Below are 23,329 nucleotides of genomic sequence, written 5' to 3' on the forward strand. Positions count from 1 at the left end.
ACATGAAATGCAAAGATTGTCAATTTTACAGTGGTCTCATTTCAACCATTTATTACGGAAATCCAACACCTGTCCAATATCCGGCATGGAGTCCTGTGCGCCCGTATCCTGTACGGTCAGGGCGCTGCAGCAGGTGGCAAGATCCAGCATATCCTCCAGCTCCATATGGTTTAGGATGCCGTATGCCAGGCCGCCCACAAAGGAGTCCCCGGCCCCGGTGGTCTCAACTGCCGCGACCGGATAGGATCCCTTGTAACAGAGCCGTTCTCCTTTACAGGCCACCGCCCCCAGACTTCCCAAGGTAAAGATACAGACATTCCCCATCTCCCCTGCAAAACGCTTTAATGCCTCCTCTGCCTTTTCCACAGAGTCAATTGCTTCACCTGTATAAAATTCAGCTTCCACCTCATTCATGATCAGGTAACCGCAAAGCTTCATATATCTTTTATGGATCTTTGCAGCCGGTGCCATATTAAACAGGATGGTACATCCGGCCTTTGCAGCCGTCTCAATGGCGTACCGGATCACTTCCTCCGGGATCTCCATTTGCAGAATGACAACCGTATGCTCATCCAGCAGGCAGCGTATCCCATCAATGTCCTCCGTACCCATGGAATAATTGGCGCCCCTGGTAATGGAGGCATACACGCTCCCATCCGGCAGTGTGTGTACGACTCCCATGCCGCTGCTGCCGTTTCTGCGTTTCACAAATTCCGTGTCCACCCCGTATTTCTGCAGACCCTCCAGAAGCTTTAGACCATTTACATCCATGCCCACATTGCCGGCCATATAGGTCTTGATCCCCAGCCTGGCGCACTGCACCGCCTGGTTGCCGCCCTTGCCCCCGCAGCAGAACTCCGCGCTTTTTGCCTGGTGCGTCTCACCTTTGTACGGCATCCTGTCTGTCTTTAGAATAATGTCATAATTCAGGCTTCCTATTACAACTGCCTTTCCCTCCATTTTCACCATCCGTCCTTATGCCTGTGACTTTGAAAATTTTGAGGACAACTTGCTCTGTATCACCTCAAAATAGGCTGCTATGACAATGATGATACCTGTCACAATATACTGCCAGAAGGTGCTGACCCCGGTGATGATCAGACCGATCTTCAGGGCTGCCAACAGCAATGCGCCTAAAAAGGTGCCCAAAATACTGCCCTTTCCTCCCGCCATACGGGTTCCGCCAATAGCCGAGGCAGCGATGGCATCCAGTTCATATCCCTGTCCGGTGGCCGGTTCGCCGGTGCCCAGGTTGGCCAGCATGATCATGCCGGCAAATGCTACGCAGAACCCGCACATGGAATATGCAAGGATCTTTGTCCTGTCCACATTCACGCCCGACAGTTTTGCCGCCTCCTCGTTGCCTCCCACGGCAAAGAGATAATTTCCAAACCTGGTCTTCTTAAGCAGGATATGGGCGATTACCGCGATGGCAAACAGCACAAAGATAGATATGGGCACATCCCCGATCACCTTTGCCCCCAGGGATTTTCTGTACGCATCCGGTATGTTGAGGACCGGCCATCCGCCTGTGACCACATAGGCGATACCCCGGAATACGCTCATGGTGCCCAGGGTGGCGATAAATGGCTGCAGCCTCATCTTGGTGACCAGCAGTCCATTGATGGATCCCATAAAGGTTCCCAGCACCGCGCCTGCGCATATGGCGGCTACAGGCGGCACACCCAGTACCGTAAGCTGTCCGACCGCCACAATGACAATGGCGAATGTACTTCCCAGGGACAGGTCGATTCCCCCTGAAATGATCGCAAAGGTGATGCCGATGGCCAGGATCCCGTTAATGGTGGCCTGCTTTACAATATCCACAAAATTTCCCACGGTCACATAAGAGGAGTCAATCAGCGCAAATATGATGACCATGATGATCAAAGCAACAAAAACCCCTATTTCACGGACAGAACCGCTGAACATCATCCGCGATACGGCCTTTTGCCGGCTGTTATTCTCTTTCCCCATTGTCTTTTCCTCCCATTGCGTAATTTAGGATCACCTGCTCTGCAAACTCTTCCTTTTGCAGCTCCCCTGTCTTTTTTCCTTCACACATAATAATAATGCGGTCGCTGATACCCATGACCTCCGGAAGTTCTGAGGACACCACGATCACGGATTTTCCATTGTGGACAATGTCCTCCATCAGCCTGTATATCTCCGCCTTGGCCGCCACGTCCACGCCTTTGGTGGGCTCATCGAAAATGAGTATATCCACATCCGTGGACATCCACCTGGCCAATATAATCTTCTGCTGGTTTCCCCCGGACATGTTCTGGGTCATATAATCCGGCTTCTTGGGATTGACGTTCAGTTCACTCTCATACTTCAGATAGTTCTTTCGTTTTTTCCTCTCATCCACAAAGTGGTTGGTCAAATATTTTTCCAGGGAGGACAGGGCTGCGTTATCTATGTTGCTCATCATATTGATAAAGCCCTGGGTTTTGCGCTCCTCGGGAAGAAGGCCGATTCCCAGGCGCAGGGCGTCCTGGGTATTATGTATGGCCGCCTCCCTGCCCTTTAGGAAAATGTGTCCGGCCGTCTTGGCATCCGCTCCAAAGATCGCCCTCATCACCTCGGTCCTTCCCGCTCCCACCAGACCGGCAAATCCCAATATCTCACCCTTTCTCAGTTCAAAGCTGACGTCCTCAAATACCCCTTTACGGCTCAGACCCTGAACCTTAAGGACCACCTCATCCCGGACACAGCTCTCTCTCATTCTGGATGCCACCGCATTCACATCCCTGCCCACCATGTGCCTGATCAGGGTCTCCCTGCTGATATCCCCCACATTCAGGGTGGTAATATAAGCCCCGTCCCTCAGGATCGTAGCCCTGTCGCAGATCTGGAAAATCTCCTCCAGCCTGTGGCTTACATAGATGATGGTAATGCCTGACTCCTTTAGCTCCCGGATAATCTTAAACAATTCAGCCGTTTCCCCGGTTGTCAGCGAGGCGGTGGGCTCATCCAGGGAGATCACCTCCGCCTTATGAAAAAGGGCTTTGGCAATGGCCAGCATCTGCATCCCGCCTGCCGTCAGGCGGCTGGCCATGTCCTCAGCCCTGAAATCGCATTTTAACCTGTCCAATATCTCATTCACAGTCCTGTTCAGCGTGCGGTAATCCACTATCATGCCATGATGGGGCTCATATCCCAGGGTAACGTTCTGGCCAACAGTCAGATCCCTCACCACATTGATCTCCTGGTGTACCTTAACAATGCGGCCTTTCCTAATGGCCTCATTGGGGTTCTTAAAAGATACCTGACTGCCGTTAAGCCAAATACTGCCCTCATATTCCTGGTAAACCCCATGAAGGATATTCAGCAGCGTGGATTTGCCGGCCCCGTTTTCCCCTAACAGCGCATGGACCTCCCCCTTACACACGGAAAAACTGATGTCCTTTAGTACCCTGACGCCGGAAAACTGTTTGCCTATCTGCCTAAACTCGATTGATTTTTCCATTTGCAAGCCCCTTTCAGCTATGGGGCCTGTGCAAAGCCCTACCGAGCATTCTGCATTGGCCCCATGTATTGATCCTGTATATTACTAGCTGTATTCTGCTGAGCTGTATATTACTGGGCTTTATATTCTGTGGGAACCCAATTAATGATCTCTTTTGCGTCAGTATCCACGTTGGTGGAATCGATCAGGGCCTGCGGCGTCCAGATAACTCTTGGAAGCTTCTGTCCGGCCAGTTCACGCAGGGCACATTCAAGGGCGATCTGCGCCTTGTAGAATGGGAAGGAATCAATGGTTGCGCTTAATTCACCCTTTCTGATGGAATCATAGGCCTCGCCGATTCCGTCAACACCTACAATCAGGATATCTTTTCCGGATTCCTTGACCGCTTCCACAACACCAAGGGCCATCCCGTCATTGTTACAGAAGATCGCTTTCAGGTCGGGATAGTTCTTGATCCATGTTTCAGCCAGTTCCTTGGCCTTGTTTCTGTCCCAGTCGGCATTCTGCTTTGCAACAATCTCAATGTCCGGTGAATTTGCCGTCATCCAGTTTTCAAAGCCTTCGGTCCTCTGCCTTGCGGCAAATGCCTTGGGCATACCGATCACAATGGCAACCTGACCCTTGCCGTCCAGCTGTTTGGAGATCCACTCCGCTGCCAGTTCACCGTTTTGGTCTGCCTTTGGCCCTACAAAGTTAGGTGCATTTGCAATCAGGCCATCGTTTACATTGATCACAGGTATGTTTTTCTCAACCGCGCTCTCAACACCCGGCACCAGGTTTCCGTCAGAAATGGGAGACAGTAGCAGCACAGAGTATTTTTTATTGATCATATTATTAAGGATGGCAAGCTGTCCCTGCTCATCGTTCTCATCCAGGGCGGCCTGGACATCGATGGTAACCTTTACCCCTGCCTCGGATGCCAGTCTGGCTCCTTCCTCATATCCCTCTTTCAGGGTGCGCCAGTATTCATTCTGGAACTGCTTGGCAACTGCCCCGACTACGATATCCTGGCTTCCGTAAGGGACCTCTGCTCCAAATTCCTCACGCACATCCTCAATGCTGACGCCCGCCTCCTTATCAGGATTAAAACCTTCGCTGACCACGGCCTCAGTCTCCTCTTTTGCAGCTTCCGCGCCCTTATCCTCCCCTTTTGTCTCCTGGGACTGGGCCTCGCTCTGCGCAGGGGCTGTTGTCTGGACCGCTGCGGTACTGCCGCCGCCTGAACTACATCCCATTAACATGGCCCCTACAATTGCTGATGTAACCAAAATTCCCAATACCTTTTTTCTCATCGCTTGCTCCTCCTTTTGTTGGATTCCTTTTTATTATTTTGAGAACATGTCCAGTACCAGCTTTTGAGCCTTGATACCATCCTGTTCTTTTATAACCTCCTCGATCCGGTCCATACCATAGCTGTCAATGGCGTTTGACAGTGCCTTAAACGCCTTGATATTGGCGCTGACCTCCTGCTGCGCCTCCTCCCTGATGGGGAAGGAATCAAAAAATACCACTTCGTCATAATTGTATTTCTTAAGGTAATACACAAACTCCAGCGCCTGGGGCATGCTCACAGAGGCAAAGATCAAACCGTTATCCAGTTCCCCGTATCCGTCATTCATATGCAGCCCGTACAGCTTATTCTTCCTGGCAGCCAAAGCCAGGGAATAAGCCGGGTTCTCACGCTTCATCAGCATATGGCAGAAATCCAGGGTAACTCCGATATTAGGCCGGTCCACCTCATCGATCATCTGCAGGGTCAGCCCTATGCCATCGATCATGGAAAATGCCCTGGGCTCACATGGTTTATACTCAATGCTCACCTTAAGCCCCTTGCCTCCTGCGTAATCCGCCACTTCCCTGAACGCCCTGACGATCTTGTCCCAGTTTTTCTCATAGTCAACCTGGAAGGGATAATCAAACCCGTCAAACCCAAGCCATATTGTTATAACACTTCCCCCCAGCGCCTCACAGGCATCCGCAGCATCCTTGCAAAGCTGAACAGAACGTCTGCTCACATCCTCACGGGTGCCTGTAAATTCTCCTTCAGCAAACTCATTGCCCCGAAATCTTAAGGCAACCCCGTTCACCCCCAGGCCGCCCATATGCTCCCTGATTTCATCCAGATCATAACCGTCCACATGCTCCGGGTAATTAAACTCCAGGTGGGTGATCCCCTCCAGGTTTCGGTATGCATCTATGGTTTGGAACAGATCATAATTTCCTTTAAACATAAAAGAGTTCATTCTTCCAGAAAATTTCATATTTTGTCACCTTCTTTCATATTGTTAGTAATAATATATAATTATTTTTATTTTTTGTCAACTATTTTTACTTTTTTTCTTATTTTTTCATTTTTCTTCATTTTCCCCCTGGCGTTCTTCCCTGGCCCCTTAATACTTTTCATTTCTTTTCAGCAGTATTTCCAACCCGGGATTTGCACAAATATATTTTAAATATTTTTAAAAATCTATTGACTTATGGGGTTGTTTGTATTATATTAATATCAGTAACAATTACTATTATTGATAGAAACAAAACATTTAATCATAAATCAAAAAGGAGAATATAAGTTATGAAGAAATGGGTATGTACAGTATGCGGTTATGTTTATGAAGGCGAGAATGCACCTGAGAAATGTCCACAGTGCGGCGTTCCTGCATCCAAGTTCAAGGAGCAGGAAGCTGACAAGATGGCATGGGCATGCGAGCATGAGGTAGGGGTTGCCCAGGGCGCTCCTGAAGATATCATGATGGATTTAAGGGCTAATTTTGAGGGTGAGTGCTCTGAGGTTGGCATGTACCTGGCCATGTCCAGAGTCGCCCACAGGGAAGGATATCCCGAGATCGGCATGTACTGGGCAAAGGCTGCTTTTGAGGAAGCGGAGCACGCTGCCAAGTTTGCGGAGCTGTTAGGCGAGGTTGTCACCTCCTCCACTAAGAAGAACCTGGAGATGAGAGTGGCTGCTGAGAACGGCGCTACTGCCGGCAAGTTCGACCTGGCTAAAAGAGCCAAAGCCCTGAACCTGGATGCGATCCATGACACGGTTCATGAGATGGCCAAGGATGAGGCACGCCACGGCAAGGCATTTGAAGGCCTGTTAAATAGATACTTCGGCTAATCTGTTAGCATAATCAATAGAACCCTCCTTTTAAACGGTCAGGCGGTCTCCCCAAGGCTGCCTGCACTGCCCTTAACACCGGCTGTCAGTTACAAAGGAGGAATTAGCAAAATATGGATTGAAATATTTGAAATTTAAGGATACAATAGGAATTAGCAGTAAACGGCAGCAATATATAATATTCAAAAGAGAAAGGTGAGGTAAAACTATGGCATCAAAATACGCAGGAACTAAAACAGAACAGAACTTAAAGGACGCATTCTCCGGAGAGTCCCAGGCACGCAATAAGTATACATACTATGCATCCGCAGCTAAGAAGGCTGGCTATGAGCAGATGTCCGCATTATATCTGGAGACCGCCGATCAGGAGAAGGAGCATGCTAAGATGTGGTTCAAGGAGCTTCACGGGATCGGAACTCCTGAGGAGAACCTGGTTGACGCTGCTGCAGGCGAGAACTACGAGTGGACCGACATGTACGCACGTATGGCGCGTGAGGCGCGTGAGGAAGGCTTTGAGGAACTGGCTGTTAAGTTTGAACTGGTTGCCAAGGTTGAGGCAGCTCATGAGAGAAGATACAACACCCTGTTAAACAGCTTAAAGAACGACAAGACCTTTAAGGGTGATGCTCCTCTGGGCTGGAAGTGCAGAAACTGCGGATACATCCATGAGGGCGAGGAAGCTCCTGAAGTATGTCCATGCTGTGCACATCCAAGAGCTTACTTTGAGAGAAAAGTTGAGAATTATTAATTCATACCCTATCATAAAAGCAGGGCCGGGAAACTTCATATCCCGGCCCTGCTTTTATGATCCTACTGATTCTCGATCTCCATGATCATATTCACCCTGCGCTCATGTCTTCCGCCCTCAAACTTGGCATCCAGCCACGCCTCAGTGATCATCTTGGCAAGTTCACTTCCCACCACCCTGGCGCCAAAAGCCAGGACATTGGAGTTGTTGTGCATTCTGGAAAGTTTGGCCGTGTAAGGCTCACTGCACACGCATGCGCGGATACCCTTTACCTTGTTGGCAGCCAGGGAGATCCCAACGCCCGTGCCGCAGATTGCGATTCCCAGGTCAGCCTCTCCTGAAGCCACTGCCTTTCCCACCTTTTCCCCATATACAGGGTAATCACAGCTTTCCGTTGAATTGGTTCCCAGGTCAATAACCTCATATCCCTTGCTTTCCACAAACTCTTTGATGATCTCCTTCAGCTCGATGGCTGTATGGTCATTACCGATTGCGATTTTCATAATCTTTCTCCTATCTCCTGATGCGTCAGTTTTCTTTATCCCTTAAATGCACAATTCTATCCGCGTCCAAAAAAGCCCTGGATCCGGTCCAGCCTGGATGTCATGGACACCAGCAGCAGGTCGGCCGCTGTCAGCGCAGCCATGGCCTCCACCACCACCACGGCCCTTGGCACAATGATGGGATCGTGACGTCCCCTGATCTCAATATCCAGTTCCTGTCCGGTCCTGGTGACCGTGTGCTGGCTTCTGGCAATGGATGGGGTTGGCTTAAATGCTGCCCGGATCACGATATCGCTGCCGTCACTGATACCTCCCAGGGTGCCCCCGGAGTGGTTGCTGCTCTTGACCACCTTATACTCCTGTCCGGCCCTTTTTCCGTTCCCTCCGCCGTCCTCTTTTTTGTCTTCTTTGCCGTCTTCTTTGCCTTCCCGGCTTATGATAAACCCGTCATTGTTAGATGACCCAAGAGCCCTGGCGGCCTCAAAACCGTCCCCGATCTCAAATCCCTTCACTGCCCCAATGGACAGAATGGCCTTTGCCAGGTTGGCGTCCAGCTTTTCAAATACCGGTTCACCCACCCCCACAGGCATTCCCTGGATCACGCACTCCACCACGCCTCCGCAGGAATCCCTCCTGGCCATCATCTCCTCCAGATAGGCCTGGGCCTTCTGCGCCGCACCGGCATCCGGCATATACAGGCGGTTGTTCCACATCTCATCCAACTGAAACGCCTGGTCATTGATCTCTATCTCACCCACGGACCGGGTATAAGCCCTCACAGTGATTCCAAGGCTTTTAAGCAGCTTACAGGCAATAGCCCCTGCAGCCACCCGGCCGGTAGTCTCACGGCCTGAGGAACGCCCGCCGCCGCGGTAATCCCTAAACCCATATTTACAGTCAAAGGTATAATCCGCATGTCCGGGACGATATACATCCATGATGTTGCCGTAGTCGTGGGAGCGCTGATCCGTGTTGCGCACTTCCAGGGCAATGGGCGTTCCCGTGGTCCTGCCCTCAAATACCCCTGAAAGAATTTCCACCACGTCCCCTTCCTGGCGGGCCGTGGTGAATTTACTCTGTCCTGGTTTTCTTCTGTCCAAATACACCTGGATGTCCGCCTCAGTCAGGGGAAGGCCGGCCGGGCACCCGTCCACGACCACGCCGATCCCCTTTCCATGGGATTCACCCCAGGTAGTAACTTTTAAAATTGTTCCATATGTTGAACCTGCCATGTATCCTTATCCTGCCTCCATATCATGCCCGTATTTGTTCTGCCCACAGTATCCTATGTTCTGATAGTATACCCTGATCGTGCGCCTGATAATACACCCTCATCACATCCCCTGCTATGACCTGCCGATCCTGGCAATGGCACAGCAGTTGGGCTGGTTCACGCTGATGCTGCGTCCGCACATGACCAAAAGCCCTTTTTCATAATTCACCTCAAAGAAACTGATGGAGCCGCTGTCATGGTTGATGGACGCAATGTGCTTTTGATCCGGGAAAATAGCCACATCCTTGGGATATTCGCCGCTGACAGGCAGGCAGCTGATCATGGTCAGCAGTCCTGATTCCTCATCCCTTCTGTAGATCGTCACCGTGTTCTCACCTGCATTGGTGCAGTAAATATACTTTTCGTCCGGAGACAGCCTCATGGCGCAGGCAGCCGTCAGATTGCCCGGATTCTTGGTGGCCGTGGTGGAAATGGTCTGGATCTTCTCGATCACCGGCGCCCTGTCCCCGGTCTCATAGGAATACACGCTGATCACATTCTGGAGTTCATGCATCAGATAAAGGAATCTTCCGTCCGAACTGTAGCGGAAATGTCTGGGTGCCGACTCCAGGTCACAGTGGATGGCATCCACCTGGACCAGTTTTTTATCCTTATCATTAAACCGGTAAACTTTTACCTGGTCCGTGCCGTTGTCCACGGACAGGACATACCTGCCGTCAGGCATCCTTCTGGTACATGTTACATGGGAGCGGAAATTTCGCTCCGCCACACTGCCGTAACCTTTATTATAAACCTCATCCACGATCTCACCCACGGAACCGTCCTTATTCAGGCTCAGCACAGTGGTCTTGCCGTCATGGTAGCCGGACACAAACACATACTCGTCCTTCACATCCGTGCACAAATGGCAGCCCCTCATACCGCGTATGGGAGAACTGTTCAGCCTGGCCAGGCTTCCGTTCTGAAGGATACGGAAGGATACCACACCTTCATCTGCTATGGAGTACAAGGTCTTTCCATCGCTGGAAGCAATGACATAGGAGGAGTTGTCCACTTCCACCTCACACCGCTCCTTAAACACACCCTTTTCCACATCCACATCATACACTGTGATTCCCTTGGCCTTGCCGGTGTAAGAATAGGATCCTACATATGCCATATATTTTCCATTCATACCTGTTCTACCTCCCTGATTCACGTCCGTCTTAATGCCGGCCCAATCCCTGATTTTTCATTGGACGCTGCGCTAAAAACATCATATCATAATTTTGTGAATTTGTTAACCGGATATTTATGAAATTGTTGCCCGGAACTTTACAAAAAAGTATTGACATACTATCAATTTAATGTATAATGAAATTCGCGCTTGTTTATTATTACTAAACTTTTTGCTTAATTTTACAGTCAGTTAGTATTTGTAAACTTTTTGTTCAGATTAGAGTGTGTCCGCAGACACACCCGGGATACAGGGAGGGTTTCCATGGAGATCGGAAGTAAATTAAAAGAACTGAGGGTGCTGAAGGGTCTGACCCAGGAGGAACTTGCGGACCGGGCCGAGCTTTCCAAAGGCTTTATATCCCAGCTTGAGCGGGACCTGACTTCCCCATCCATCGCAACCCTGATGGATATACTGCAGTGCCTGGGCACCACCATCGGGGATTTCTTCACCGAAACACCGGACGAACAGATTGTATTCGGTAAACAGGATTATTTTGAAAAAATTGACACAGACTTGAATAATGAGATCAAATGGATCATCCCCAATGCACAGAAGAATGTGATGGAGCCCATTCTCCTGACCTTAAAGGCGGGAGGATCCACTTATCCGGATAATCCCCATGAAGGAGAAGAGTTCGGGTACGTGCTTCAGGGGGCTGTCTCCATTCATCTGGGGACCAAGACATACAAGGCCAAAAAGGGGGAATCCTTTTATTTCACCCCGGACAAGAAACATTACCTGACCAGCAAGAACGGGGCACTCCTGCTGTGGGTAAGCTCACCGCCCAGCTTTTAGAAGCTTCACATTACGATAAAAGGAGAACGTATTTATCATGAGCCAGCCATTCATTGATTTACAGCACATTTCAAAAAGTTTTGACGGTGAGATGGTTTTGGACGACCTGAACCTCTCCATTAAGGAGAACAGTTTCGTCACCCTGCTTGGCCCCAGCGGCTGCGGCAAGACCACCACCCTTCGTATCCTCGGCGGCTTTACCACACAGGACACAGGAAAGGTCATGTTTGAGGGGCAGGATATCACCAGGATCCCTCCCAACAAACGCCAGTTAAATACAGTATTCCAGAAGTACGCTCTGTTTCCCCATATGAATATTGCGGAAAACATTGCCTTTGGGCTTAAGATCAAGAACAAATCAAAAGCTTACATTGATGATAAGATAAAATACGCCTTAAAGCTGGTGAACCTGTCCGGCTATGAGAAGCGTACCGTGGATTCCCTGTCCGGCGGCCAGCAGCAGCGTATTGCCATTGCCAGGGCCATTGTGAACGAACCCCGGGTCCTCCTTCTGGATGAACCCCTGGGCGCACTGGACCTGAAGCTGCGCCAGGATATGCAGTACGAGCTGATCCGCCTTAAGAATGAACTGGGAATCACCTTTATCTATGTGACCCATGACCAGGAGGAAGCCCTCACCATGTCAGACACGATTGTGGTCATGAACCAGGGATATATCCAGCAGATGGGTTCCCCTGAACAGATTTATAATGAACCGGAAAATGCCTTTGTGGCTGACTTTATCGGAGAGAGCAACATTGTACCCGGCATTATGATCAAGGATGAACTGGTTGAAATTTTCGGCGCCAGGTTTGTATGTGTTGACAAGGGCTTTGGAAATAATAGGCCTGTGGACGTTGTGATCCGTCCTGAAGATATTGATCTTGTAAAACCCGAGGAGGGCAGTATACAGGGTGTTGTGACCCATCTGATCTTTAAGGGTGTGCACTATGAGATGGAGGTAACCACCCCGGATGGTTTTGAGTGGCTGGTACACTCCACCGACATGTTCCCGGTTGGCCGGCAGGTTGGCATCCATGTGGAGCCGTTTGATATCCAGATCATGAACAAACCTGCTTCTGAGGATGAGGAGGCGCTGGGAGTCAATGAATAGCGAGAAAAAAGGCGCTGCCATCGGCAAAGCGCTGTTATCCGGACCTTATCTGCTGTGGATGATCGGTTTTACCCTGATACCCCTGGCACTGATCATGTGGTATGGCCTTACCGACAAACACGGCGCCGTCACCCTGTCCAACATCATTGCCATCGCGTCAGCAGACCATGCAAAAGCCTTGTGGCTGTCCCTGGGACTTTCCCTGGTGAGCACTGTCCTGTGCCTGTTCCTGGCCTATCCCCTGGCTATGATCCTCCGGGGCCGCGGGGCTGCGGCTGGAGGATTTATTGTGTTCATATTCATCCTTCCCATGTGGATGAACTTTCTTCTGAGGACCCTGGCCTGGCAGACACTGCTGGAAAAGAACGGGGTGATCAACGGACTGCTCACATGGCTGCACCTGCCAACACAGTCCCTGATCAACACGCCCTCAGCCATTGTGCTGGGCATGGTATATAATTTCCTGCCCTTTATGGTACTGCCCATCTACAATGTGCTGTCCAAGATAGACGACAATATCATCAACGCTGCCAAAGACCTGGGGGCCAACGGTTTCCAGCGCTTTATCAGGATATGGTTCCCCTTAAGCATCCCGGGCATCATAAGCGGCATTACCATGGTGTTCGTACCTTCCCTGACCACCTTTGTGATCTCCGACCTGCTGGGCGGAAGCAAGATCCTTCTCATCGGCAATGTCATTGAGCAGGAGTTCACCAGGGGAAGCAACTGGCATCTGGGCAGCGGACTTTCACTGGTACTTATGGTCTTTATCCTGATCAGTATGGCCATGATCGCCAAATACGATAAAAATGGAGAGGGGACTGCATTCTGATGACAAAAGGTTCAAGAGCGCTGCGCAAAATTGTTTCTGATTTTTATATGGTGCTGATATTAATCTTTTTATATGCCCCTATCCTGACCATGATGGTATTATCCTTTAACCAGTCCAAGTCCAGGACACAGTGGGGCGGTTTTACCCTGCAGTGGTATGCCCAGATGTTTGACAGCCGCTCCATTATGAGCGCTTTGACCACCACACTGGTCATTGCCTTTGTGTCCGCCCTGGCAGCCACTGTCATCGGCACGGCCGCCGCCCTGTCCATAGGCTCCATGAGGGCGGTTCCAAAGACCATTGTGATGGGGATTACCAATATACCCATGCTGAACGCTGATATCGTAACAGGCATATCCCTGATGCTGGCGTTTATCGCCTTTGGCATTTCCCTGGGATTTAAGACCGTGCTCATATCACATATCACGTTCAACATACCTTATGTGATACTGAGCGTGATGCCAAAGCTGAAGCAGACCGACAAATATACCTATGAGGCAGCCCTGGATCTGGGCGCGTCCCCGTCCTACGCTTTTTTTAAGGTGGTGTTCCCGGACATCATGCCCGGCGTGCTCTCCGGCTTTTTGCTGGCATTTACCATGTCCCTGGATGACTTTATCATCACCCACTTTACCAAGGGAGCCGGTATCAACACCCTTTCCACCCTCATATACAGCGAGGTGAGGCGCGGTATCCGCCCGTCCATGTACGCACTGTCCACCATCATTTTCCTGACAGTGCTGATCCTTCTTATTATTGTTAATTTCCGGTCCATTAAAAAACCGGAACAAGCATAGAGTGATCCACTCTGACCTATTTTGAGATCTAAAGGAGAATAATTATGAAAAAGAAAATGGTCATCACCCTGACAGCTGCTTCCATTGCAGTACTGTCCGCCGCCCTGGTTACAGGATGCGGCAAATCCGGTTCCTCCGAGGGAGGAAACAAAGAGGACAACAAGCTCAATGTCTACAACTGGGGCGAATACATTGACGAGGATGTGATCTCCCAGTTTGAGGAGGAGACAGGGATCAAGGTTGTCTATGATGTATTTGAGACAAATGAGGAAATGTACCCTGTCATCGAGGCCGGCGCTGTGAAATATGATGTGGTCTGCCCATCGGATTACATGATCCAGCGTATGAGCCAGAACAATCTGCTGGCCGAGATCAACCTTGACAACATCCCCAACTATAAGGAGATCGGCGAGGACTACCTGGATATCTCCAAAGGATTTGATCCTGAGAACAAGTACTCCGTACCCTACTGCTGGGGCACCATGGGAATCCTCTACAACACCAAGCGGCTGGAGGAACTGGGCGTGCCGGCTCCCACTAAGTGGTCTGACCTCTGGGATGAGCGTCTCAGCGGCGAGATCCTGATGCAGAACAGCGTAAGGGACGCATTTACAGTTGCCCTGAAAATGGAGGGTTATTCCTTAAACTCCACCAACCCGGACGAACTGGCCCAGGCCCGTGACCTTTTGATCCAGCAGAAACCCCTGGTACAGGCATATGTCATTGACCAGGTAAGGGATAAGATGATCGGCGGCGAGGCAGCCGTGGGCGTGATCTACTCCGGAGAAATGCTCTATATTCAGGAAGCAGTGGCCGACCAGGGCCTGGACTACAGCCTGGAGTATGTGATTCCCGAGGAAGGAACCAACTACTGGATCGACTCCTGGGTAATTCCCGCCAATGCGGAGCACAAGGAAAATGCCGAGAAATGGATCGACTTCCTGTGCCGTCCTGACATTGCCAAGAAGAACTTTGAATATATCACCTACGCAACACCCAACAAAGGCGCATACGACCTGCTGGATGACGAGTTAAAGAACAACAAAGCGCTGTTCCCTGATATCCGCAGCCTGCCAAACTGCGAGATCATCAAATACCTGGGAGATGACGTGGATACCATCTATAATGATATGTGGAAAGAGATCAAATCCGAATAAATATAAGATCCATGTGCGGATCATTGTAATGGAAAAGGCCCGGGCGCAGGAAGCGCCCAGGGCCTTTTCCGGTATGTTTTATAAATGTAACGGCCGGATGCCGCGTTCCTGAATTGTTACCAGTAATTTGTAGGGGACCTACAGGATCACATACTGCTCCAGCGCGTCCCAGTCCAGCTCTATGCCCAATCCGTGTGACCGGGGTACATAAAAATTCATATGTTCATCCGCCTCAAAGGGGGTTGTAAGGATCCCTGATTTCAGCATGTTTTCATTTTCTTCCGACTCTATGCATTCCGTATTGGGCAGGGCGGCCGCCACCTGAAGGCTTGCTGCAAAATGGATGGCGGAACCAAAAGAGTGAAGGGAAACCGGTTTGTGGTTGGCCAAAGCCATGGCGCCTATTTTTACAAGTTCACTGACCCCTCCGCCCCAGCCGATATCCGGCTGTACGATATCCACCATCTGATCCTCCACCAGATGCGTAAAATTGCTTAATCCCTGCTCTGTCTCAAAGCCCATAAGGCTGATCCCGGGCATCTCACGCACCAGCATCCTGCACCCTTCCCTGTCCTCAAACCTGACCGGTTCCTCCAGCCAGTCCAGTCCAACCCGGGCAAAGTCCTTTCTGGCCGCAAGGACCTGCATGGGAGTCCAGGCCGCATTGATATCAGCTGCCAGCTTCCCTTTTCCCAGAATCCTTCTGGCTGTCTCCAGACGCCTCATATCCTCCTCGTAGCTGACGCCAAAGCTCTGGTCCGCCGTGTAGCGTATGGCATTGTGGGGCATGTGGGGATTGCGTCCGATCTTAATCTTAATGGCAGAATATCCTTTCTTTACATATCCTTCCAATTCCCGTTCCAGCCCATCCAGGGATTTTCCCGGCGCATAGAAACCGCCGCTGGCATACGCAGGGACCCGGTCTTGGTGGCGGCCCAGCAATGTACTGATAGGGGCCTTCAGCATTTTCCCCAGCAGATCCCACAATGCAATATCAATTCCGCTGACAGCAGCCATGACAACTCCCCTGCGGCCATTGGCAATGGTGCGCCAGTACATGGTCTGCCACAGGTTCTCTATCTGTTCCGGATCCTGACCTATGAGCATGGGGGCCAGCTGCTCCTCAACAATGGATCTTCCCACATGGAGTGGGCTTCCATAGCAGAATGCCTCCCCTATGCCGTACAGTTCAGTGTCAGTCTCTATTTTTACAAGAAGCGCCTGGCGGGCAGTGCACACGGACAGGGCATCACTCATTACAGGGCATTCCCATTTCAGTAAGATGGTTTTTACGGATGTGATCTTCATAAGCTGATATAATATTCCCTTCTACTAATTATACCCTCAGTGGACAAGGGTAGATATTTTGTTACAGTAATCCTATGGTATTGAGGATAAAAAGCAGTATAAAGCCAATGATCCCCGCCAGGGTGGTAATGGGAGTAACATACTTTAAGTACTGCTCCGGCTTCAGGTTAAACATTTCGCAGCACATCCACATACCGCTGTCATTCACATGGCCAAAGAGCAGGGAGCCCATACCAATGGACAGTGCAACCGCCACCGGTGTAAGGCCCATGGCTCCCATGATGGGGGCGCAGATTCCGGCAGCCGTCATGGTGGCAGTGGCCATGGAACCGCATGCAGCCCTCATCACCGCAGAGATGGCAAAGGGGATCAGCAGCATAGGAATACCGCTGGCAACCACTGCACTGGCGATCTCATTCACAGCCGGATGGCTCTTAAGGATGGTGCTGAACGCTCCTCCCATGGCGGTAATCATGATCACCATGGCAGCTACCTTGATCCCCCGCTCAATCCAGTTTCCAAAACCCAGTTCCAAAAATGAGGGCTTGTCGCTGACAGGGGAGCCGGAATTCCTGGCAGCGTCCACCAGTTGGTCCTTTCTTGCAGCGCAGGTTATCAGAAGGATGATGATACCAATAAGCATTGCCACGGTTTTGTCTCCTATAAAGGAGGTCACGGCAAGTATGTTTCCATTGTCCTTGAAAAACATGTTCCCCAGGGAGCCCACTGTTATAAGCAGGGCAGGTACCACTAGCGGCAGGAAAGCGGCTATTGGATGCAGGGGACGGTCCTCTTTGATCAACAGTTCCTCCACAGAAGCGGCCTGGTCCGCCTCCACGACTCCTGTAACAAATTCCGGCTTTGCCTCCACAAATTCAGTTTTCTTCATAAACCCAATGGTAAGCGCGTAAGTGATGAGAAGGGTTGCAAGGCATACCAGGATGCTCCAGAATATGGACATTCCCACGTCCGCTCCAAGGAGGATGCACACGGCCAGAATCCCTGCCGAGGGAGGCACCACCCCGTGGGTGAGCCACACGCCCACAATGGTGTACGGTGTTATTACGGACATACTGATGTTCCTGCGCTTTCCGATACGCGCTGCAATGGGGGAGGTGAGAAGCTGTGTGACATCCCCAAAAACGGAAATAGACATGATAAATGCTGTGAGGGCCGGTGCCAGTTCAAGGCGTTTTCCCTTAAACAGGCGTATAAAGAAATTGGTGATCGCGGTTGCTGCGCCAGAGTCCTGGACTCCCATGGCCAGCACGGCCCCCAGGATCACAACCATACCAATGTTTCCAATGGTGGATCCAAAGGCATTGTTCACCGCGGCCAGGGCTTCCGATGGAGTGGCGCCAAACAGTATCCCCAAAGCTGCGGCAGTGACAAAAAGAGCCATAAAGCTGTTCACTTTTAATTTCACATTCAAAAATATCAGTACTGCCACTGACAGCAGTAAGATAATAAGATATGTTACAGTATTCATCTTTCCCTCCGATTGCATCTACCGCCTTTTCAGGCGGTAAGTCATAATAAATTTGTATTGGCAGCTGCCGGCATAGTCCCTTGTTGCGTTCACGTGATATTTGAATTATACTATTTTAAGCGGTCCGGCACCAATGAAAGGATTTAATACCAGGTATTAATTTTTTTGAGCATTTGGGGAATGGGGGATTGATATATGGAGATGAAGTTTGTGACTTATTTTATGGCCATTGCAAAATACAGGAACCTGTCAAAGGCAGCGGATTATCTTTTTGTGTCCCAGTCCACTCTCAGCCAGTTCCTGGCCAGGGAGGAACAGGAACTGGGGGTTAAGCTGGTTTCCAGGAACCGCAGCGAACTCACCCTCACCCATGCGGGGGAGTTATATGAGGAAACCTGCCGCAACATGATGGAATTGCAGAGCAGCCTGTACAAAAAGCTTTCTGATATTGAACAGTCCAAGACAGGGCATATTTCCATCGGGATCACGCCCCAGTGGGGAGGGGAAATGTTTGCGGAAATCTACCCAATATTCAAGCAGAAATACCCCAATTATTTGGTCAACCTGTTGGAGGATACCACAAAGCCCCTGCTGGAACAGGTGGTAAAGGGAACCCTGGATATAGCCATCCTGGCAGTCGCGGATGACGCACCTGTCTCACTTCCCAGCGTCAGCGTGTCCAGGGAGGAGCTTGTGCTTGCCGTGCCCGTATCCTTGGGAAAAATGCCGGATTGCCAAAGGCGGCCGGGCACAGCGCTGAAAGCCCTGGATATCAGCAAGGTAAAGAATGAAAACTTTATCATATCCTGTTCAGGAACAGCCATCCGGGATATCACCAACTCGGTATTTGAACAGTACCGGATCTCACCCCGGATCATCTGCGAGATCAACAACCATTCATCTTCCCTGAAAATGGTGGCAAGCGGCCTGGGGATTACCGTGATCCCGCTCAGCTATGTGGACAGTAACCCCCATATCAGCTATTTCTCCATTGGGGACGGGGTCTTCTGGAACATATGTACTGTCGCCAAACGCAATTTTAAGCCCTGCGAGCCGGACCATTATCTCATGGACCTGGTGGGGGAATATTTTGTGAAGGAACGGATGGGGAATTGAGGATATAAAAAACGGAACCGGATCCGACTGCGGGAGATCGATCCCCCTGTCAGGTCCAGTTCCGTTTTCTCTTTTCCTATTGATGTTCCCCGTGAACATCCTGATGGGTACCGCAGCCGCCTGAGGAGCAGCCGGAGCACCCTGAACATCCGGAACAACCCTTTCCTGCTTTTTTATCCCGTATCATGCCCCTTATGACCGCGCCTATGATCACTGCCAGTACGACTAAAATTATAAATGTTGAAAGATTCATATATATATTCCCCCTTCTGTCTCTGTCCGTCCGGTTTATCATTTACACAAATGTTTATAGAACACGTTGGTTAGGTAATTCTAACTTCGTTTTCAGATTAGCACTTTCTAACTCTCTTGTCAATCTTTTTTTTATATGTTACACTTAAGGTTAAAGACAAACGGGGGTGTTATTACATTGAAGATACAGGAATCAGCGGAAAACTACTTAGAAACCATATTAATGTTGGGAAAGGAAAAACCATATGTGCGTTCCATTGACATTGCCAATGAACTGAATTTTTCCAAGCCCAGCGTCAGCGTTGCCATGAAAAACCTCCGTGAAAACGGATACATCCTGATGGATGACCAGGGCCACATTACCCTTACCGCCTCAGGGCAGACTATTGCAGATACCATGTACGAGCGCCATACCATGCTGTCCAACTGGCTGATCTACCTGGGAGTGGATGCCAAGACAGCGGCCGAGGATGCCTGCCGCATGGAGCATGTTCTCAGCGCCCAGACATTTGAAGCCATCAAGCGCCACATTACCCTGGGCCATGAACTGCCGGACGGGGTATGACCATAACATCATAAGCACAGGAGGAGATGTCCATGTTAAAAGACCTTGTGAACCAATGCCGTTCCTACAGAAGATTTTACGAAGATGTGCGGATTCCCTTTGATGAACTGAAGGATATGGTGGACACTGCAAGGGTCACAGGCAGTGCAGCCAATGCCCAGCCGTTAAAATACAGAATCATATGCGATCCCGACCAGTGCGCCAAGGTGTTTCCCACCATCGGATGGGCCGCTGCGTTAAAGGACTGGGGCGGGCCTGAACCGGGTGAACGTCCAAGCGCATATATTGCCGTTATCTGTGATCTCTCCATAGGAAAGAACAAACAGTGGGATGAAGGGATTACCTCCCAGACCATTATGCTCAGCGCTGTGGAAAAGGGTTATGGCGGATGTATAATTGGAAACTGCAGGCGCTCTGAACTTTTGAAGATCCTTAACCTGGACCCGGACAAATATTGTGTGGGCCTGCTTCTGGCTCTTGGGAAACCAAAGGAAGAGGTGGTCATGGTCCCTGTGGGCGAGGACCAAAACACGGTGTATTACAGGGATGAGAACCAGACCCACTACGTCCCCAAGAGAAGCTTGGAAGATATCCTGATCTGATCGCAGAATAAAAGAGGAGTCCATTAATCCGGACCTCCTCTTTTTATGATCCCATCGTATGATCCTGCATCCACTCAAGTCCTACAGGGACAGCGCTCTCATGGCATTGATGATCGCTATCACCGACACGCCCACATCCGCAAATACGGCTTCCCACATATTGGCCATACCAAAGGCCCCCATGAGAAGAACAATGGCCTTCACTCCCAGGGCAAATATGATATTCTGCTTTACAATGGTCATGGTCTTGCGGGATATACGCACCACATCCGCAATCTTGGAAGGATCGTCATCCATGAGCACTATATCCGCTGCCTCAATGGCTGCATCGGACCCCATACTTCCCATGGCGATCCCTATGTCTGCTCTGGAAAGCACCGGGGCATCATTGATCCCGTCTCCCACAAAGGCCAGCTTATCCTTTCCTTTCAGTTCGGCCAGCAGTTCCTCCACCTTGGCTACCTTACCGTCCGGAAGAAGCTCTGCATGGACCTCATCCAGGCCCAGACGGGCAGCCACTGCCTCGCCCACCTCTTTCTTGTCGCCGGTAAGCATGACGGTCCGCTTTACTCCCACCCGTTTAAGGCTCCTGATGGCCTCATACGCCTCCTCCTTGATGGTGTCGGATATAATGATGGAGCCGTAAAATGTTCCGTCCATTGCAATGTAGACCGCTGTACCGATGCTGGGACTCTCCGTATATTCTACCTTCATCTCCTTCATCAGCTTGCTGTTGCCGGCAAGGACCACATGACCATCGATCACTGCCTTAACACCGTGGCCGGAAATCTCCTCCGTGTCGGATACGCGGTTCATATCCAGGGCGTGGCCGCAGGCTTCCTTAATGGAGCGGGAAATGGGATGGTCGGAATAGCTCTCCGCCAGTGCTGCCAGTTCCAAAAGTGACTCCTGGGTGCCAACTGCCGCATGTATTTCCGTCACCTTGAACTCACCTTTAGTAAGAGTTCCGGTCTTATCAAAGACAATGGTGTTCATCTCGGATAATGCCTCCAGATAGTTGCTTCCCTTGATCAGCACGCCCCGTCTGGACGCGGCGCCGATCCCTGAGAAAAAGCTCATGGGAACGGATATGACAAGGGCGCATGGGCAGGAAATTACCAGGAAGGTACATGCCCTTCTCACCCACTCGGCCCAGGACTGGCCAAAGACAAGGGGCGGGAGTACTGCAAGGATCACGGCGCCCACGACCACTACCGGTGTGTAATACCTGGCAAACCTGGTAATAAAATTTTCCACCTGTGCCTTTTTGCTGCTGGCATTTTCCACCAGTTCCAGTATCTTGGCAACAGTGGAGTCATCAAACTCCTTTGTAACCTGTACCCTCAGAAGGCCGCTTCCATTGACACAGCCGCTGATCACATCATCCCCCACAGACGCCTTCCTTGGCACGGACTCACCGGTCAGGGCCGAGGTATCCACCATGGAATCGCCGAACACCACCTTGCCGTCCAGGGGAATCCTCTCCCCTGCCTTTACCACAATGATATCCCCTACCTGCACATCATCCGGATCCACCTGCTTAAGCTGTCCGTCCTCTTCTATATTGGCATATTCAGGACAGATATCCATCAGCTCCGTGATGGACTGTCTGGATCGGTTCACCGCGTAACTCTGGAACAACTCTCCTACCTGATAGAACAACATAACCGCAACTGCTTCTGAATATTCCCCGATTCCGAATGCGCCAAAGGTGGCCACGGTCATAAGGAAGTTCTCATCAAACACCTGCCCGTTCCGTATATTGCGCAGGGCTTTATACACAATATCCCATCCGATCAGAACATAGGGGATCAGGTACACCGCCAGCTTTCCCCAGGTTCCCAGACCGGCCGGCAGCATATCCATATGGTCTGCGACCGCCATGGGAACATATATGATAAATGTAAGCAGGATGCGTCCCAGCATTGCCTTTTGTTTCTTAGTCATAACGATTTCCTTTCCAATACAGGCATGGCCTGCAATTCCTCACCGCAAGATCAAGTCCGGATTAAAGCTGGATCATAGCTGGACCACAGCCAAATTACAGCTGGACCATATATGGATCACAGCTGGATCACACAGTCCGGTTCAACCTTTTTACACACTGCTACAACTTCCTGCATGATCTCGTCAAACCTGCCGTCCTCAGCCTCAATGGTCATCTTCTGTGTCATGAAGCTCACATTGGCATCCGATACACCCTGGATCTTTTTGATGGCTTCCTCCATCTTAGCCGCACAGTTGGCGCAATCCAGATCCTGTAATTTGAATTTCTTTTTCATTTTCATATCCTCCATCTATTATTATTTTAAGAACTACTGCTTTTATTCCTGAATGTGTTCCATACCCTGGTTGATAATGGTCCTCACATGACCGTCCGCCAGGGAATAGAACACAGCCTTTCCCTCCCTGCGGCTCTTCACCAGCCGGTTCTGCTTTAATATCCTCAGCTGGTGGGAGATCGCCGACTGGTTCATGTTCAGCAGCTGCGCTATGTCGCACACGCACATCTCAGACTCAAAGAGCACATACAGTATCTTGATCCGGGTGGAATCACCAAAAACCTTAAATATCTCTGCCAGGTCATAGAGTTCATCCTCCTCCGGCATCTTATTGTTAACAGCTTTAACCACATCCTCATGGACCTGGTAAAAATCACAGCACTCCACATCGTTTATCGCCATGGCCTTGACCCCCTTTTTCTCATTCACATCTGTTCATATGAATTATTGTTCATATGTTTATATCTACATTATATGCTCAAATCAAAAAATGTCAACCCCAAATTTTAAATAGCCGGAAACTTTTTAAAGCAAAAAATCCTGGGGCTGTCGGGAAATAGATGGTTCCGAACAGGGGCAGGCGTGACTCATGCGAGTCACGCCTGCCCCTGAAATTTATCCTCTAAAAAGAAAAAAAGATGGCTAACAACAACCATCTTTCTCTCCGTTCCATGTTATAATGGAACTATGCTAAAACAAGATTATTATAACAACTTTTTTGAAATT

The 23,329-nt window shown here is 50.2% G+C and carries 24 protein-coding genes; 10 read left to right on the top strand and 14 right to left on the bottom strand.

Features of this window, described 5'->3' with window-relative positions:
• Positions 1 to 36: 36 nt before the first annotated feature.
• From ABID13_RS09290 to ABID13_RS09310, 5 genes are all read right to left on the bottom strand, one after another.
• Positions 37 to 960, bottom strand: a complete 924-nt coding sequence (locus ABID13_RS09290) for a ribokinase (protein ID WP_048929141.1) — start codon at positions 958 to 960, stop codon at positions 37 to 39.
• Between the two features lie 15 nt (positions 961 to 975).
• Complete coding sequence (locus ABID13_RS09295) at positions 976 to 1,977, bottom strand: ABC transporter permease (RefSeq protein ID WP_082082483.1); 1,002 nt, start codon at positions 1,975 to 1,977, stop codon at positions 976 to 978.
• On the bottom strand, positions 1,961 to 3,472 hold the full coding sequence (locus ABID13_RS09300) for a sugar ABC transporter ATP-binding protein (RefSeq protein WP_007862114.1): 1,512 nt from the start codon (positions 3,470 to 3,472) through the stop codon (positions 1,961 to 1,963). The genes ABID13_RS09295 and ABID13_RS09300 overlap by 17 nt, the downstream gene beginning before the upstream one ends.
• Before the next feature lie 110 nt (positions 3,473 to 3,582).
• Positions 3,583 to 4,764, bottom strand: a complete 1,182-nt coding sequence (locus ABID13_RS09305; RefSeq protein ID WP_048929142.1) for a sugar ABC transporter substrate-binding protein — start codon at positions 4,762 to 4,764, stop codon at positions 3,583 to 3,585.
• Between the two features lie 33 nt (positions 4,765 to 4,797).
• The gene (locus tag ABID13_RS09310; RefSeq protein WP_227884217.1) at positions 4,798 to 5,703 is read right to left on the bottom strand and encodes a sugar phosphate isomerase/epimerase family protein; all 906 of its coding nucleotides are present in this window, start codon (positions 5,701 to 5,703) and stop codon (positions 4,798 to 4,800) included.
• A gap of 341 nt (positions 5,704 to 6,044) precedes the next feature.
• Between ABID13_RS09310 and ABID13_RS09315 the strand changes: the two genes are divergently transcribed.
• Together ABID13_RS09315 and rbr are read left to right on the top strand one after the other, a co-directional pair.
• On the top strand, positions 6,045 to 6,590 hold the full coding sequence (locus tag ABID13_RS09315; protein WP_007862117.1) for an NADH peroxidase: 546 nt from the start codon (positions 6,045 to 6,047) through the stop codon (positions 6,588 to 6,590).
• A 208-nt stretch (positions 6,591 to 6,798) separates the two neighbouring features.
• Complete coding sequence (gene rbr, locus ABID13_RS09320) at positions 6,799 to 7,338, top strand: rubrerythrin (RefSeq protein ID WP_007862118.1); 540 nt, start codon at positions 6,799 to 6,801, stop codon at positions 7,336 to 7,338.
• A 62-nt stretch (positions 7,339 to 7,400) separates the two neighbouring features.
• On the opposite strand, the gene rpiB is transcribed toward rbr, so the two are convergent.
• The 3 genes from rpiB to ABID13_RS09335 all read right to left on the bottom strand — a co-directional run bounded on the left by rpiB (position 7,401) and on the right by ABID13_RS09335 (position 10,249).
• Positions 7,401 to 7,841 (bottom strand): ribose 5-phosphate isomerase B, encoded by a 441-nt coding sequence (gene rpiB, locus ABID13_RS09325; protein ID WP_007862120.1) that lies wholly within the window; start codon positions 7,839 to 7,841, stop codon positions 7,401 to 7,403.
• Between the two features lie 56 nt (positions 7,842 to 7,897).
• The gene (gene aroC, locus ABID13_RS09330; protein ID WP_048929143.1) at positions 7,898 to 9,073 is read right to left on the bottom strand and encodes a chorismate synthase; all 1,176 of its coding nucleotides are present in this window, start codon (positions 9,071 to 9,073) and stop codon (positions 7,898 to 7,900) included.
• A gap of 114 nt (positions 9,074 to 9,187) precedes the next feature.
• Positions 9,188 to 10,249, bottom strand: coding sequence for a lactonase family protein (locus tag ABID13_RS09335; protein ID WP_045091391.1), 1,062 nt, complete (start codon positions 10,247 to 10,249; stop codon positions 9,188 to 9,190).
• A gap of 306 nt (positions 10,250 to 10,555) precedes the next feature.
• On the opposite strand from ABID13_RS09335, the gene ABID13_RS09340 reads away from it, so the two are divergent.
• Genes ABID13_RS09340 through ABID13_RS09360 form a run of 5 tightly spaced genes read left to right on the top strand, consistent with a single transcriptional unit; the run spans position 10,556 to position 14,989 of the window.
• Positions 10,556 to 11,089: a helix-turn-helix domain-containing protein gene (locus tag ABID13_RS09340; RefSeq protein WP_007862124.1), complete on the top strand. Its 534-nt coding sequence runs from the start codon at positions 10,556 to 10,558 to the stop codon at positions 11,087 to 11,089.
• Between the two features lie 37 nt (positions 11,090 to 11,126).
• On the top strand, positions 11,127 to 12,203 hold the full coding sequence (gene potA / locus ABID13_RS09345; RefSeq protein WP_007862125.1) for a spermidine/putrescine ABC transporter ATP-binding protein: 1,077 nt from the start codon (positions 11,127 to 11,129) through the stop codon (positions 12,201 to 12,203).
• The gene (locus ABID13_RS09350; protein WP_007862127.1) at positions 12,196 to 13,035 is read left to right on the top strand and encodes an ABC transporter permease; all 840 of its coding nucleotides are present in this window, start codon (positions 12,196 to 12,198) and stop codon (positions 13,033 to 13,035) included. Before potA ends, ABID13_RS09350 begins: the two co-directional genes overlap by 8 nt.
• Positions 13,035 to 13,832 carry an ABC transporter permease gene (locus ABID13_RS09355; RefSeq protein ID WP_007862129.1) on the top strand — a complete coding sequence of 266 codons (798 nt, stop codon included), beginning with the start codon at positions 13,035 to 13,037 and terminating at the stop codon, positions 13,830 to 13,832. Before ABID13_RS09350 ends, ABID13_RS09355 begins: the two co-directional genes overlap by 1 nt.
• A gap of 44 nt (positions 13,833 to 13,876) precedes the next feature.
• Complete coding sequence (locus ABID13_RS09360) at positions 13,877 to 14,989, top strand: ABC transporter substrate-binding protein (RefSeq protein ID WP_045091389.1); 1,113 nt, start codon at positions 13,877 to 13,879, stop codon at positions 14,987 to 14,989.
• A 138-nt stretch (positions 14,990 to 15,127) separates the two neighbouring features.
• On the opposite strand, the gene ABID13_RS09365 is transcribed toward ABID13_RS09360, so the two are convergent.
• Together ABID13_RS09365 and ABID13_RS09370 are read right to left on the bottom strand one after the other, a co-directional pair.
• Positions 15,128 to 16,297 carry a mandelate racemase/muconate lactonizing enzyme family protein gene (locus ABID13_RS09365; protein ID WP_082173782.1) on the bottom strand — a complete coding sequence of 390 codons (1,170 nt, stop codon included), beginning with the start codon at positions 16,295 to 16,297 and terminating at the stop codon, positions 15,128 to 15,130.
• Between the two features lie 61 nt (positions 16,298 to 16,358).
• Positions 16,359 to 17,786, bottom strand: coding sequence for a GntP family permease (locus ABID13_RS09370; RefSeq protein ID WP_045091387.1), 1,428 nt, complete (start codon positions 17,784 to 17,786; stop codon positions 16,359 to 16,361).
• Between the two features lie 195 nt (positions 17,787 to 17,981).
• On the opposite strand from ABID13_RS09370, the gene ABID13_RS09375 reads away from it, so the two are divergent.
• Positions 17,982 to 18,902, top strand: a complete 921-nt coding sequence (locus tag ABID13_RS09375) for a LysR family transcriptional regulator (protein WP_045091386.1) — start codon at positions 17,982 to 17,984, stop codon at positions 18,900 to 18,902.
• 76 nt (positions 18,903 to 18,978) lie between these two features.
• On the opposite strand, the gene ABID13_RS09380 is transcribed toward ABID13_RS09375, so the two are convergent.
• Positions 18,979 to 19,155 carry a FeoB-associated Cys-rich membrane protein gene (locus ABID13_RS09380; RefSeq protein WP_082173784.1) on the bottom strand — a complete coding sequence of 59 codons (177 nt, stop codon included), beginning with the start codon at positions 19,153 to 19,155 and terminating at the stop codon, positions 18,979 to 18,981.
• A gap of 177 nt (positions 19,156 to 19,332) precedes the next feature.
• Between ABID13_RS09380 and ABID13_RS09385 the strand changes: the two genes are divergently transcribed.
• Both ABID13_RS09385 and ABID13_RS09390 read left to right on the top strand, forming a co-directional pair.
• A complete protein-coding gene (locus ABID13_RS09385) occupies positions 19,333 to 19,719 on the top strand; it encodes a metal-dependent transcriptional regulator (protein WP_007862155.1) in 387 nt (128 codons plus the stop codon).
• Positions 19,720 to 19,751: 32 nt separating this feature from the next.
• Positions 19,752 to 20,321 carry a nitroreductase family protein gene (locus ABID13_RS09390; RefSeq protein WP_048929144.1) on the top strand — a complete coding sequence of 190 codons (570 nt, stop codon included), beginning with the start codon at positions 19,752 to 19,754 and terminating at the stop codon, positions 20,319 to 20,321.
• An 81-nt stretch (positions 20,322 to 20,402) separates the two neighbouring features.
• Here the strand turns inward: ABID13_RS09390 and ABID13_RS09395 are convergent, their stop codons facing one another.
• The 3 genes from ABID13_RS09395 to ABID13_RS09405 all read right to left on the bottom strand — a co-directional run bounded on the left by ABID13_RS09395 (position 20,403) and on the right by ABID13_RS09405 (position 23,005).
• Positions 20,403 to 22,268, bottom strand: a complete 1,866-nt coding sequence (locus ABID13_RS09395; protein ID WP_048929145.1) for a heavy metal translocating P-type ATPase — start codon at positions 22,266 to 22,268, stop codon at positions 20,403 to 20,405.
• A 116-nt stretch (positions 22,269 to 22,384) separates the two neighbouring features.
• Entirely contained in the window at positions 22,385 to 22,603 is a 219-nt protein-coding gene (locus ABID13_RS09400) for a cation transporter (RefSeq protein ID WP_007862163.1), read from the bottom strand.
• A gap of 42 nt (positions 22,604 to 22,645) precedes the next feature.
• Positions 22,646 to 23,005, bottom strand: a complete 360-nt coding sequence (locus ABID13_RS09405; RefSeq protein WP_045091382.1) for an ArsR/SmtB family transcription factor — start codon at positions 23,003 to 23,005, stop codon at positions 22,646 to 22,648.
• Between the last annotated feature and the right edge of the window lie 324 nt (positions 23,006 to 23,329).

It is taken from the genome of Enterocloster citroniae, from assembly GCF_040545455.1.
Taxonomy (GTDB): Bacteria; Bacillota; Clostridia; order Lachnospirales; family Lachnospiraceae; genus Enterocloster; species Enterocloster citroniae.

Bases quoted from the DNA above. Each gene is read 5' to 3' on its own strand.
- ABID13_RS09290 (WP_048929141.1), bottom strand. From the start codon at position 960: ATGGAGGGAAAGGCAGTTGTAATAGGAAGCCTGAATTATGACATTATT.
- ABID13_RS09295 (WP_082082483.1), bottom strand. From the start codon at position 1,977: ATGGGGAAAGAGAATAACAGCCGGCAAAAGGCCGTATCGCGGATGATG.
- ABID13_RS09300 (WP_007862114.1), bottom strand. From the start codon at position 3,472: ATGGAAAAATCAATCGAGTTTAGGCAGATAGGCAAACAGTTTTCCGGC.
- ABID13_RS09305 (WP_048929142.1), bottom strand. From the start codon at position 4,764: ATGAGAAAAAAGGTATTGGGAATTTTGGTTACATCAGCAATTGTAGGG.
- ABID13_RS09310 (WP_227884217.1), bottom strand. From the start codon at position 5,703: ATGTTTAAAGGAAATTATGATCTGTTCCAAACCATAGATGCATACCGA.
- ABID13_RS09315 (WP_007862117.1), top strand. From the start codon at position 6,045: ATGAAGAAATGGGTATGTACAGTATGCGGTTATGTTTATGAAGGCGAG.
- rbr (WP_007862118.1), top strand. From the start codon at position 6,799: ATGGCATCAAAATACGCAGGAACTAAAACAGAACAGAACTTAAAGGAC.
- rpiB (WP_007862120.1), bottom strand. From the start codon at position 7,841: ATGAAAATCGCAATCGGTAATGACCATACAGCCATCGAGCTGAAGGAG.
- aroC (WP_048929143.1), bottom strand. From the start codon at position 9,073: ATGGCAGGTTCAACATATGGAACAATTTTAAAAGTTACTACCTGGGGT.
- ABID13_RS09335 (WP_045091391.1), bottom strand. From the start codon at position 10,249: ATGAATGGAAAATATATGGCATATGTAGGATCCTATTCTTACACCGGC.
- ABID13_RS09340 (WP_007862124.1), top strand. From the start codon at position 10,556: ATGGAGATCGGAAGTAAATTAAAAGAACTGAGGGTGCTGAAGGGTCTG.
- potA (WP_007862125.1), top strand. From the start codon at position 11,127: ATGAGCCAGCCATTCATTGATTTACAGCACATTTCAAAAAGTTTTGAC.
- ABID13_RS09350 (WP_007862127.1), top strand. From the start codon at position 12,196: ATGAATAGCGAGAAAAAAGGCGCTGCCATCGGCAAAGCGCTGTTATCC.
- ABID13_RS09355 (WP_007862129.1), top strand. From the start codon at position 13,035: ATGACAAAAGGTTCAAGAGCGCTGCGCAAAATTGTTTCTGATTTTTAT.
- ABID13_RS09360 (WP_045091389.1), top strand. From the start codon at position 13,877: ATGAAAAAGAAAATGGTCATCACCCTGACAGCTGCTTCCATTGCAGTA.
- ABID13_RS09365 (WP_082173782.1), bottom strand. From the start codon at position 16,297: ATGAAGATCACATCCGTAAAAACCATCTTACTGAAATGGGAATGCCCT.
- ABID13_RS09370 (WP_045091387.1), bottom strand. From the start codon at position 17,786: ATGAATACTGTAACATATCTTATTATCTTACTGCTGTCAGTGGCAGTA.
- ABID13_RS09375 (WP_045091386.1), top strand. From the start codon at position 17,982: ATGGAGATGAAGTTTGTGACTTATTTTATGGCCATTGCAAAATACAGG.
- ABID13_RS09380 (WP_082173784.1), bottom strand. From the start codon at position 19,155: ATGAATCTTTCAACATTTATAATTTTAGTCGTACTGGCAGTGATCATA.
- ABID13_RS09390 (WP_048929144.1), top strand. From the start codon at position 19,752: ATGTTAAAAGACCTTGTGAACCAATGCCGTTCCTACAGAAGATTTTAC.
- ABID13_RS09395 (WP_048929145.1), bottom strand. From the start codon at position 22,268: ATGACTAAGAAACAAAAGGCAATGCTGGGACGCATCCTGCTTACATTT.
- ABID13_RS09400 (WP_007862163.1), bottom strand. From the start codon at position 22,603: ATGAAAAAGAAATTCAAATTACAGGATCTGGATTGCGCCAACTGTGCG.
- ABID13_RS09405 (WP_045091382.1), bottom strand. From the start codon at position 23,005: ATGGCGATAAACGATGTGGAGTGCTGTGATTTTTACCAGGTCCATGAG.